Here is an 11,592-nt window from a genome sequence, read left to right as displayed (position 1 = left end):
GCCCCCATTCAACCATCGACCACGGACGAGATAAGCACCCACTGTGGAGAACATTCCCGTGGTCGGGCTTCAGACGGTACCGTGGAGTCCGTGACCGAAACTTCCTGGCATCGCCTCACCCGGGTCGGCTTCGACTTGGAGACCACCGGGCGCGACCCCCATCAGGCCCGCATCGTGACCGCCTCCCTGGTGCTCGTCGACGACGCCGGCACCGCCCGCGCCGATTCCGAATGGCTGCTCAACCCCGGGGTGGAGATCCCCGAGGAAGCCGCTGCCGTGCACGGGGTGACCACCGAGCGGGCCCGCGCCGAGGGCATGGACGCACGCACCGGGGTCGAACAGATCGCGGACACCCTGCGCGACATCATGGAGCAGGGCATGCCGGTGGTGGCCTACAACGGGGTGTACGACTTCACCGTGCTGGCCGCCGAGCTGGCGCGCCACGGGCTGGACCCCATGGAGGTGACCGGGGTGATCGACCCGTTCGTCATCGACAAAAAGGTTGACACCTATCGGAAGGGCCAGCGCACCTTGACCCATGTGTGCGAGCACTACGGGGTCATCCTCGAGGACGCCCACACCTCCGCGGCGGACTGCCTGGCGGCGGTCGGTGTGGCCGATGCGCTGGCACAGAAATATCCGAAACTGCAGATGCCGCTGGCGCAGTTGCATGCCTTGCAGGTGGAGTGGAAAGCCGAGCAGTCGGCCAGCTTCCAGGAGTACCTGCGGCGCACCAAGGACCCCCAGGCCGTCATCAACGGCGCGTGGCCCGTGGAGCCGGTCTCCTAAGCTGTCGCAGCAGCCGCAGCCCGGGCGGCGTGCGGCAGCGCGGCGGCGATGCGCTCCATGGCGGCGTCGTCGTGTGCCGAGGACACGAACCAGGCCTCGAACACGCTCGGCGGCAGGTACACCCCGTGGTCCAGCATGGTCTGGAAGAACGGCCCGTACCGGAACGCCTCCTGGGACTGGGCCTGCGCGTAGTCGTGCACCCCGGTGGCGGAGGTGCCGAAGGCGAAGGAGAACAGGGTGCCCGCGGTCTGAATCGAATGGTCGACGCCGGCTCCGGTCAGTGCCTCACTCAGTAGCTGCTGCAGCTGTTCCGAGCGCTGAGACAGTGTCGCGTACACCTCGGGGTTGCTCGTCGCCTCACCGAGGGTGGCCAGCCCGGCGGCCATGGCCACCGGGTTCCCGGAGAGGGTGCCCGCCTGGTACACCGGTCCCAACGGAGCCAACAGGTCCATCACTTCGGCAGACCCGGCCACCGCAGCCACGGGCATGCCGCCGCCGACCACCTTGCCGAAGGTCCACAGATCCGGCGTCCAGCCCTCGGGTTCGCCGGAGAGACCCCAGCCGCCGGTGGCGGTGGCGCGGAAACCGGTGAGCACCTCGTCCCAGATCAGCAGGGCGCCGTGCTTGGCGGTCAGGGTGCGAAGGAACTGGTTGAACCCGTCGTTCGGCACCACCACGCCCATATTGGCGGGCACCGCTTCGGTAATCACGGCGGCGATGCGGTCTCCGTGCACCCCAAAGACGTCGCGCAGGGCGGCCTCGTCGTTGTAGGGCACCACCAGGGTCTCGGCGGCCTGAGCCTCGGTCACGCCAGCGGAACCGGGCAGGGCCTGGGTGGCAAGGCCCGAACCAGCGGAGGCCAGCAGCCCGTCGGAGTGGCCGTGGTAGCAGCCGGCGAACTTCACGATGAGGTTCCGTCCGGTCGCGCCCCGGGCCAGGCGCAGGGCGGTCATGGTGGCCTCGGTGCCGGTGGAGACGAAGCGGACGCGCTCCACCGGGACGATGGACCTGATCAGCTCGGCCAGCCGGGTCTCATCCGGGGTGGACGCGCCGAATGAGAGCCCCCGGTCCACGGCTGCATGCACCGCATCGAGTACGGCGGGGTGCTGGTGGCCCAGCAGCATCGGACCCCAGGAGCACACCAGGTCCACGTACTCGCGGCCCTCGACGTCGCGCAGGTAGGGACCCGAGGCGGACACCAGGGAGCGCGGGGTCCCGCCGACGGACCCGAACGCCCGCACCGGGGAGTTCACTCCCCCGGGCATCACCCGGCGGGCGGCATCGAACGCAGCGAGATTGGTGGTGGACTCGGTCACAGGGAACCTTCCTTCAGGGCACGGCCCAGTTCGACGGCGTAATAGGTCAGCACGGTGTCGGCGCCGGCGCGGCGGATGGACAGCACGGATTCGGCCATCGCGGCGTCCCGGTTGATCCAGCCGTTCGCGGCAGCGGCCTCGATCATCGCGTACTCCCCCGAGATCTGGTAGGCCGAGACCGGCACATCCGAAACTTCGGCCACGTCGCGCAGAATATCCAGGTAGCTCATCGCCGGCTTGACCATCACCATGTCGGCGCCCTCCTCCAGGTCGAGCATGGTTTCCAGCATGGCCTCGCGGCGGTTCGCCGGGTCCATCTGGTAGGTTTTGCGGTCGCCGGTGAGCTGCGAATCCACCGCCTCGCGGAACGGTCCGTAGAACGCCGACGAGTATTTAGCGGAGTAGGCGATGATGCCCACGTCCTGGTGGCCGGCGTGGTCGAGGGCCTGACGGATGACGGCGACCTGGCCGTCCATCATCCCGGAAGGGCCCACCAGGTGCGCGCCCGCCTCGGCCTGGGCCACGCCCATCTGCCCGTAGATCTCCAGGGTCGCGTCGTTGTCGACGTTGCCGGCGTCGTCGAGCACACCGCAGTGCCCGTGATCGGTGAACTCATCCAGGCACAGGTCCGACATGACCACCAGGTCGTCGCCCACTTCTTCCTTAATGGCGCGGATGCCGTCGTTGAGCACGCCCTCGGGGTTCAGCGATTCGGATCCAGTGGCGTCGTGGTGTTCGGGTACGCCAAAGAGCATGATGCCGCCTAGCCCCAGCTCCACTGCTTCCGCGGAGGCGCGTTTGAGCGACTCGCGGGTGTGCTGGACAACGCCCGGCATGGAGGAAATGGCGATCGGTTCGCTCGCGCCCTCCTTGAGGAACACCGGCAGAATCAGTTCGGAGGGATGTAGCCGGGTTTGGGCGGCCAGGCGGCGCATCGCGGGATTCTGACGGAGACGGCGGGGCCGGTGCTGCGGAAAAGGCATGGTCACGAGTCTAGTCCGAGCGCATCCAGGCGGGCCAACAGTCGGTCGATGCGACGGGCGAATCCAGCGTCGGTGCGCTCGGCCCGCGGGGCCAACCGCAGTTCTTCGAGCTCCCGGGCGCAGACCAGCAGCATTCGGTCGAACAACTGATGCTGGGCCTCTACCCCGGGGCGGCCGGTCTCCAGCGCCAGGGTAAAGTCGCGCTCGTCCTCCCCCAGAAACAGGGCGTCTATGCGCCGCTGTGCTGCTCTCAAACGGGGCGCCTGGGCACTCCACCGGCCCAGACCGGCCGAGAGTTGACCGATCCAGCGCAGCACCAGCAGCACCATCGCTCCCAGGACGATCACGGCCAGGCTCACTGCCCAGAACGCCAGCTCCGGGTTCGTGCGGTCCGTGAACACGGCGTTCGAGTTCAACTGGCGGGACAGGCTCTCCAGTTCGGTGGTCACCGCGGAAACGTGCTCAAAATCCCACACCGGCGGGTCAGTGAGCCGGTAGTTCAACTCGCCCAGCCCGGTCTGCTCCCCCACGGCCAGGGTGCCGGTGAGTGCGGGCAGGGTGGTGAAGGTGTCATCGTCGAGCGTGAACACCGGCAGGATCACGTGCGGTGCCGTGACGTCCCCGGTCACCGAATCCACGATGTTGCTGCTCTCGCCGACTTCACCCTTGATCCGCCACATCGCCTGGATGGCCGGGGCGTAGCCCACATGCAGTCGGTCCTGACGCTGGACGGTGTAGTCCAGGTACTCGGAGGCGGGGCGCACGGCGAGGGTGAGGTGCACCGGCTCGGTGAACTGGTCGTGAAGGTACTGGCGGATCCGGTCTTCTTCGAGCATCTCGTGACCACCGGTGTCGCCGTCGATCACCACCTCGGCCAGCTGTTCGTTGCCGGCCTGCTCCCACGCCGGGCGCTGCTGCTCCAGGCCGTACTGCGCGCTGGCACCAGCGGAAAAACCTACCACCAGCACGACAATGACGGCGAGCGCCCGCCGGGTAAAACGGCGCCGGGAGGCGCGCTGCTTCTCCTGTGCGAGCTGGCGCTGCGTGGGGGCGGCCACCGCACGCATCGGGGCGTCGGTGATCGGGCGCTGCGGCAGTTCCTCGCGCGAGGCGTCCAGGGCGGGGTGATCGCCGAAGCGGGCGCGGGCCACCACATTGGCGGTCTCCAGCACCTGCAGTGGCGCCTCTTCCGGCAAGCCCAGGGCCTCGCGCATCCGGGTACGGGCCTCCAGGGTGTCTTGGTGCCCGGCCAGCCGGTCGTTCACGGCGCGTTCGGTGTGGAAGCGGACGTCGCGCAGGTGCATCACCACGCGGCCGTCGCGGCGTCGCATCAGCTCAGTCAGCGCGGCGACCGAGCGCATCAGATCCGCTTCGGCGTCCAGCCATTGGTCCGATACGGTCTGCACGTCGTCCTGTTCGGTGAGGTGCAGCAGCGTCTGGTCGGCGTCATGGATGACCTGTCGGCGCCTGGTCAGGCTGAGCGCTTCGTGTTGGCTGAGCGTATCCTCCACCCCGATGAGTCGGGTGGTGAGCTCGACGACCGCCTCGTGGAGGGGGTGCACCAGCCGGTGTGCGGCTGAGCTGCGTCCGCCGTGTTGAATCTCCAACGACTGCTCGAGCACCGTGGCGTCGGTGTGCAGCGCGGCGGTGCGCTGGGCGAAGTCGGTCAGCTGACGCCGTCGTGCATCCTGCGAGTTCGAGGGAATGCGCCGCGACGCCTGCACCGCAGCGACCACCTCGGGTTCCTGGCGCTGTAGCCGACGCACGTTCTGCCCGATCTGGGTCCAGAGTGCGCGGGCGGTGTCGGTGGGTTCAGCGGTCTCCAGCGAGGTCTCGAGCGCGTCCATATCGAGCACCACGCGGGCCAGTTGGTAGCGCGCGGCGGCCAGAGTGCGCTCATCGGCTTCGCGATGACGACGACGACGCGCCCAGGCCCAGAACAGGAAGAAGCTGGCGCCGGCGGAAATACCGGCGGTGGCGTACCAGAGCAGCCCGCTAGGCTCCGGGTGGATCAGCCGGCTGGCATTCTGTACTGCGGCGACCACCGCGCCGGGGCCGTGACCGGATCCCACCGAGTTCTCGAATCCATTGATGGTGCCGGATCGCACCGCATACGGATCATCCAGGGCCTCGGCCAACTCGAGCGAGAGCGCCACCGTCTCCGACGGCGGGAACCCGGTAGCTTCCCCCAGGGTCGGCTCGCCCAAGAAAATTTCGATGTCGAGCCCATCAGAAGCAGTCGTCGTGAGATCCGTCGGCGCCGGTTCGGCCGAAATACCAACGACGAGCGGCTGGTATCCGCCCAGCTTGGCACGGTCTGCGGCAGCGTCGACCGTGTCCTGGCTGATGTTCAAATCCCCCAAGAGCCCACCAGCGAGGGTGCCAGCGTCCAGGTCGGCATCAACCCGAATCTCGATCGGTTCCTGGGGGCTGCGGCTATCCAACCAGAGCCCGGTGACCCCGGAGACGACGGCGAGCAGCGCGGCCAGAATACCAAGTACAGCGGTCGCGCCCCCGCGCGAGAAAAAGCGCATCAACGACGACGTCGGTCAGTCTCCGAGGTCGAGCTCGCCCATGCGGTCCCAGCCGGAGCCCTCGATGGTGCGGGAGATGATCTCCGGGGTCTTCACCAGGGTCGGGCGCATGGCATCGAGGCCGGCCTGGAAATGGTCCGAGGTGACGTGCGCTTCGGCGGCGTCGTCCTGGAATGCTTCGTGCAGCAGGAAAACGTGCGGGTCCTCCACCGACTGGAACCAGTCGAACCAGAGGTTGCCCTCTTCCGCGCGGGTGGCTTCGGTGAAATCGGCGACCCGATCCAGGAAGGTGTCGGCGTAGTCGGGCTTGACGGTGTATTTCACAGTAATCAGGATCATGGTCTCAGTCTTTCACTCTCCACACGCGGGCGCCAACAGGACCCGCAGACGACGTTATTTCAGCGACCTGACTAGAACACGTATATCGCCAAGTATCGCCAGCTCGACTATTTGATGATCGTACATATTCCATGTGTATTCGGCTCGCGGCGGGTGGCGTGGTCATGGTTGAGTCCGTGGTGGAATTTTCCCGGCATCGCCCCTTGTTCGTCGCGGCGCCGTCCTCTGATCTCATAGCGATGTACCCGGGACCAGATCATGGCCGACCTACTCGTGGAGCGCGCCACGGGGGCAAGAATCCACCCACGCGGCACCCGCCCAGGTGCACCTGGTGATGTCCGATGCTGCCTTGCTCGGCGACGACGACACCCCCGCCTGGCTCACCGGGCACGGCCCCATTCCCGCGGCCGCGGCACGACAGTGGCTGGGTGACGAGCGGGGGGAAGTATTCATCATGCGCTGACTCAGGACGCTGATTTAAGTACTGCCAGGATTCCGGCAACATCCGGAGTAGGGGCAGTGCCCAGCAGCGGCATGTCCAATTCTCGGCATTGCCGTGCGGTGGGCTCGCCGATGGCAATCAGATGCGGGAGGGCGCCCGGATGACGCCGGTGGAATTCGCGCGCCGCGGAGGCACTGGTCAGCAGCACGACCGCGCCCGGTTCGTTCCAGGAATCGATGTCCAGTATCTCGCCCGCCCGGGGAAGCAGGCGCCGCGCCGGATCCGCTGGATATTCGACGGTTTGATATGCCGACACCATATCGACGCGCCAACCCCGCGCACCGAGGGCCTCAGCCAACGCGGGGTCTGCCAGATCGGATTGGGGCAGCAGCAGCCGTCCGGAGCCGAAACCTGCCGAGCCACCGTGGGTGCGCTGCGGAAAACCCTCCCGCAGTCCCCGGGCCGACGCTTCGCGCGGCATCCAGGGGGTGGAATGGCAGCCGAGAGCCGCCACGGTGCGCGCGGTGCCGGGACCGGTCACGGCCAGCGCGGTGGTGGAGGGCAATAGCCCGTCCCATCCGGCATGGACCAGGGCCCGGGCGGCGTTGGGGCTGGTGATCAGCAGCCACTGATAGATCCCGGACCCGAGCCGGTCCACCGACTCGTACAGCGCAGACCGGTCCTCAGGCAGCGCGAAATCGGTGACTGGGAGGAACTCGACGCCGACGCCGGCCGCGCGCAGCCCGGATTCCAGTTCGCTTGCTTGTGCGGGCTGACGAGTGACGACGAGGCGGGCCACCTGGCTCACCAGGACAACAGGTCGGCGCCGTCGGCCAGCAGCGCTTCGGCCACCTCGACGCCCAGGGCGCGCGCGGCTTCCAAGGCTGCTTCTTCGGCCGGGTCCACGGCGAGCGTGATCTGTTCGTTGCGGCGCAGCACCCGTGAGCCATCGTGAGCGGCCACCACGGCGTCCAGCACCAGGGTTCCAGAGCCGAAGCGGCCCAGCGCGCCCAACGGTGCTGCGCATCCGGCCTCGAGCCGGCTGAGCAACGCACGTTCGGCGGTGACCTGAACACGGGTGGCTGCGTCGTCGTACTCTGCCAACGCGCGGGTGAGCTCTGGGTGCGGGCTCGCAGCACCGGCCAGTTCCGGACGCGACTCAATCGCCAGCGCGCCCTGACCCGGTGCGGGGAGGACGACGGCAGGATCCAGGCGCTCGGTGATCGCCCAGTCCATGTCGATCCGGTCCAGCCCGGCACAGGCCAACACCACCGCATCGAGGTCACCGCGCGGGGAACCAGCCGCCGCGGGGGCGTGATCGTCATGGCTTTCCAGCCCGGGCACCCGCGCCAGGCGGGTGGGCACGTTACCGCGGATGTCCACCATCTCCAGGTCGGGACGGGCCGCCAGCAGCTGCGCCACCCGGCGCGGGGAACCGGTCCCCACGCGAGCACCGCGCGGCAGCGTCTCCAGGGTGAGCCCGTCACGGGCGCACAGCGCATCGCGCACATCCACTCGCTCCGGGATCGCCACGATCTCCAGGCCTTCGGGCTGCTTGGCTGGAAGGTCCTTGAGGGAATGCACCGCGAGATCGACCTCACCGTCAAGAATCGCGGCCCGCAGCGCCGAGGCGAATACACCAGTGCCGCCCAGCGAGGCCAGCGAGCCGGTGGTGATGTCACCTTCGGTGCGGATGATCTTCAGCTCGTACTCCCGTCCGGAGGTCCTGGCCAGCGCATCCGCCACCGTGGTGGTCTGCGTGGTGGCCAGCGCCGAGCCGCGGGTGCCGACGCGGAATCCGGTCATACCTGCCCCGGTTCACGTTCTGCGGTGAGCTCGTTGACGACGTCGGCATCGGCCGCGCCCACGGTGGGGCGGCGCTCGCCGTCTCGGTTGAGCTTCACCGAATCATCGGCGGGAGCGGTGTCGTACCAGGCATCGAACCGACCCACAGCGGCGCGGCCCTCGCGGCGTCCCAATCGCTCCTCGATCATGTCGACGAGACCGCTCACGAACTGGGGGTGTGTGCCCGGAGTCGGGGTACGGCGGAAACCCACCCCCAACCTCTCTGCGGTCTCCTTCGCCTCGGTGTCGAGGTCCCAGAGCACCTCCATGTGATCGGAGACAAACCCCAGGGGCACGACAACGAAGCCGGCCACGTCGTACTCCTCGACGAGTTGCTCCATGGCGTCGTTGATGTCGGGCTCCAGCCACGGGATGTGCGGGGCGCCGGAACGGGACTGGTACACCAGGTCCCAGGAAAGTCCCTCGGCTTCGGGGACCAGCTTGAGCACTTCGGCGGCGGCGTCGAGGTGCTGCGCGGAGTACACGTCAGCACCGTTGGCCTCACCCGGCTCGGCACCGGCTTCGGCGCGCAACTGCTCGGCCAGATCCCGGGGACCGGCCGCGGCGGCATCGGAGGTAGGAATCGAGTGGGTGGCGAAGAGGATGCGGATCTGCCCGGTGGCCCCGGCGACGTCGAGTTCCTCGCGCAGGGATCGTAGACCCTCGCGCAATCCCTCAGCGAAGGGCTCAATGAATCCGGGGTGGTTGAAGTACTGGCGGATCTTGTCGAGCTCGATCCGTCCCTGCAGCTCGTTGGCTAGGATTCCGCCGGCCATGTCCTCACGGTACTGGCGGTCCGAAGAGTAGCAGGAGTAGGCGGAGGTGGTCAGCACCAGCACCCGCTCGTGACCATCCCGGTGCAGGTCGGCCACCGTGTCGTTGAAGTATGGCGCCCAGTTGCGGTTGCCCCAGTAGACGGGCAACTCCAGCGAGCGCGCGGCCAGTTCCTGTTCGAGAGCTGCCTTGAGCGCGCGGTTCTGCTCATTGATCGGGCTGATGCCGCCGTTGGCGCGGTAGTGGGTGGCCACCTCTTCCAGGCGCTCATCCGGGATCCCACGCCCTGCGGTCACGTTGCGCAGAAACGGGATGACGTCGTCCTGGCCCTCTGGCCCGCCGAAGGAAGCGAGCAGAACGGCGTCGTAGTCCTTCGGATCCATGACAGCGTCGGTCATCAGATCAGCACCTCAACAATCTCTTCGGTGGTGACGAGACGCCCGGTGTAGAAGGGCACTTCCTCGCGCACGTAGTGACGGGTTTCGTTGTTGCGCAGGTGGCGCATCATGTCGACGAGGTGGTTCAGCTCGGGGGCTTCCAGGCCCAGCAACCATTCCCAGTCGTTCAGGGCAAACGCGGAGGTGGTGTTGGCCCACACCATGGGGAATTCCTGACCGAGCTGGCCGTGTTCGCGCAGCATGCGAGCGCGGTCTTTGCCTTCCAGGGTGTACCAGTCGTAGGAGCGCACGAACGGGTAGAAACACAGCCAGGTGCGCGGCTTGCGACCCATGGCGAAGGCGGGAATGTGTTCCTTGTTGAATTCGGCCATCCGGTCCGACCCCATGGCGGAAAGCACCATGTGGGTGCCGGCCAGCAGCTCGGTGCGTCGCAGCTTGCGGATTGCCGCCTGCAGTTTTTCCGGGACGTGCCCGTACATCCACACCATGATGTCGGCGTCGGCGCGCATCCCGGAGACGTCGTAGGTACCGCGCACGGTGACCCCGTCGTCGGCAAGCTCGGCCACCACCTTGTCGAACTGTTCCACCGCACGGGTACGCTCCGTGGCCGACTGGCCCGCCCGATTCACCGTGGACGGCACATCGCGGGCGAATACCGTATAGGTGGTGAACCACTCGGTGCGGTGCTCGGTGTCCGAGGGGGTGACGGATTGCTCTGTCATGTTCAGCTCCTGGGGTCGGTGCACGTTTTCTACGCGCGGTAGAGTTCAGCTGTCAGTCTAACCGGGGATCAGTCACGAATATCCGCGATGACGGCCGCCAATCCGGTCCCGGCGAGCCAGGCTCCGACGATGTCAACGTCGCGTTGGGTTCGTGCCCAGTCTCGCATATCGGACACCCGACGACGATGTTCCGGACTGGCCACCGGCAGTGCGGCCCGCCACCGTTGAATATGGTGATCGACGACGACGCCGGAGCCCGGTTCGGTGCCAGTCAGCCGGTAGACGTCGCGTGTAGCCAGGCGCAGCAGGTCCGCGTCGGTAGAAGCGTAGCCGGGGGCACCGGAGGCGGGGTCGTCGGTGACGCGCCCATAGGACAGGCGCAGTGCGTGTCGACCGGCGGGCAGCGCCTCGCGCACCCACGACCATTTCGCGGAGATGTGGGTCATCGCCTTCGCCCCGATCTGCTCGGGCTCCACGGTGGGCGCCACCAGGATTCCGGTGCCCCGGGGGTGAGCGTCGAGTTCCGGGTGGTCGAGAATCAGGGTCACCAGGGCCACCCCAGCCCCCTGCTCCGGGGCGTCGCCCGGATCGAGCGCGCCGTCCGAGACGGGCGCCAGCAGCCGCCAGGCCGTGGGACCGTCGGTGGCGATCACGATCTGCGCGGCGTCGAACGATTCAGCGTTGGTGTGGACGACCCAGCCGGTGCCGTGACGTTCCAGCGCGGTGACGGCGGTGTTCAGCCGGCCCAAGACCCGTTCGGCCAGGGCCTGAGTGAGGGTGTTCATCCCGCCCACCACCGACGCCACCGCCGCTCCAGGGCGCCGCGAGCGCTGAGCAGCCACCGCACGGGCAAGCGAACCCATCTCCACCGCGGCGTCGAGCAGTCCGGGAGCGACGGCACGCACTTCCAGCTGGTGCGGATCGGCCGAATGCACCCCAGACACCACCGGCGCGACCAGGGTGGCGAGCACATCCTCGCCCAGCCGGTCCGCCACCAACTCGCCCAGGGTCACCGCGGCCCCAGTGCGGGTGGCCTCCGTCCAACGGTCCATCGGGGCATCCAGATCCTGGCGGGCGCGTTCCAGCGCGTCCGGCCCAAGGGCCTCGCCGACTTCGGCAGCGTCGAGATCACCGGGAATGCCGAGCACCCCCAGCTTCGGCGCGGGTACGGCGCGTTCGGGTAGCTGCAGCCAGGAGCCAACGGGGTTCGGGTCCAAGGTGTCTAGCCCCAATTCCCGGGCCAGCTCGGCGACGACGTCGTTGCGCACCGCGAAGGCTTCGGCGCCGACGTCCAGCCGGATTCCGCCCATCTCCGCACCGCGCACCACTCCGCCCCAGGCCGGTCCAGCCTCGAGCACGAGCACGTCCTCACCACGGCCTTGGTGTGTCAGCGCGGTGACCAGCCCGGCCACCCCGCCGCCGATCACGACGGTGTTGAACTGGGTCACGG

Annotated in this window: 11 protein-coding genes; 2 read left to right on the top strand and 9 right to left on the bottom strand. The window is 67.9% G+C overall.

The window, feature by feature from the left end:
- Positions 1-90 precede the first annotated feature (90 nt).
- Entirely contained in the window at positions 91-789 is a 699-nt protein-coding gene (locus O1A05_RS09005; protein WP_270104884.1) for a 3'-5' exonuclease, read from the top strand.
- Here O1A05_RS09005 and hemL read toward each other — a convergent pair.
- Genes hemL through O1A05_RS08985 form a run of 4 tightly spaced genes read right to left on the bottom strand, consistent with a single transcriptional unit; the run spans position 786 to position 5,961 of the window.
- A complete protein-coding gene (gene hemL / locus O1A05_RS09000) occupies positions 786-2,105 on the bottom strand; it encodes a glutamate-1-semialdehyde 2,1-aminomutase (RefSeq protein ID WP_442867620.1) in 1,320 nt (439 codons plus the stop codon). The genes O1A05_RS09005 and hemL overlap by 4 nt on opposite strands.
- A complete protein-coding gene (gene hemB, locus O1A05_RS08995) occupies positions 2,102-3,088 on the bottom strand; it encodes a porphobilinogen synthase (protein WP_270104883.1) in 987 nt (328 codons plus the stop codon). Before hemB ends, hemL begins: the two co-directional genes overlap by 4 nt.
- A 2-nt stretch (positions 3,089-3,090) precedes the next feature.
- A complete protein-coding gene (locus O1A05_RS08990; protein ID WP_270104882.1) occupies positions 3,091-5,622 on the bottom strand; it encodes a hypothetical protein in 2,532 nt (843 codons plus the stop codon).
- Between the two features lie 15 nt (positions 5,623-5,637).
- On the bottom strand, positions 5,638-5,961 hold the full coding sequence (locus O1A05_RS08985) for a putative quinol monooxygenase (protein ID WP_270104881.1): 324 nt from the start codon (positions 5,959-5,961) through the stop codon (positions 5,638-5,640).
- A 334-nt stretch (positions 5,962-6,295) separates the two neighbouring features.
- Here O1A05_RS08985 and O1A05_RS08980 point away from each other — a divergent pair, with 334 nt between their 5' ends.
- Complete coding sequence (locus O1A05_RS08980) at positions 6,296-6,424, top strand: hypothetical protein (protein WP_270104880.1); 129 nt, start codon at positions 6,296-6,298, stop codon at positions 6,422-6,424.
- Between the two features lies 1 nt (position 6,425).
- Here O1A05_RS08980 and O1A05_RS08975 read toward each other — a convergent pair whose 3' ends face one another.
- From O1A05_RS08975 to O1A05_RS08955, 5 genes are all read right to left on the bottom strand, one after another.
- A complete protein-coding gene (locus tag O1A05_RS08975; protein ID WP_270104879.1) occupies positions 6,426-7,211 on the bottom strand; it encodes a uroporphyrinogen-III synthase in 786 nt (261 codons plus the stop codon).
- Positions 7,208-8,209, bottom strand: coding sequence for a hydroxymethylbilane synthase (gene hemC, locus O1A05_RS08970; protein ID WP_270104878.1), 1,002 nt, complete (start codon positions 8,207-8,209; stop codon positions 7,208-7,210). Before hemC ends, O1A05_RS08975 begins: the two co-directional genes overlap by 4 nt.
- Positions 8,206-9,420, bottom strand: coding sequence for a ferrochelatase (locus O1A05_RS08965; RefSeq protein WP_270104877.1), 1,215 nt, complete (start codon positions 9,418-9,420; stop codon positions 8,206-8,208). Before O1A05_RS08965 ends, hemC begins: the two co-directional genes overlap by 4 nt.
- On the bottom strand, positions 9,420-10,142 hold the full coding sequence (gene hemQ / locus O1A05_RS08960) for a hydrogen peroxide-dependent heme synthase (protein WP_270104876.1): 723 nt from the start codon (positions 10,140-10,142) through the stop codon (positions 9,420-9,422). Before hemQ ends, O1A05_RS08965 begins: the two co-directional genes overlap by 1 nt.
- A gap of 68 nt (positions 10,143-10,210) precedes the next feature.
- Positions 10,211-11,590: a protoporphyrinogen/coproporphyrinogen oxidase gene (locus tag O1A05_RS08955; RefSeq protein ID WP_270104875.1), complete on the bottom strand. Its 1,380-nt coding sequence runs from the start codon at positions 11,588-11,590 to the stop codon at positions 10,211-10,213.
- Between the last annotated feature and the right edge of the window lie 2 nt (positions 11,591-11,592).

This window comes from Citricoccus sp. NR2 (assembly GCF_027594385.1).
Lineage (GTDB): Bacteria > Actinomycetota > Actinomycetes > Actinomycetales > Micrococcaceae > CmP2.
The sequence above is the reverse complement of the archived record's forward strand: the minus strand, read 5'-3'. Positions and strand labels throughout refer to the sequence as shown.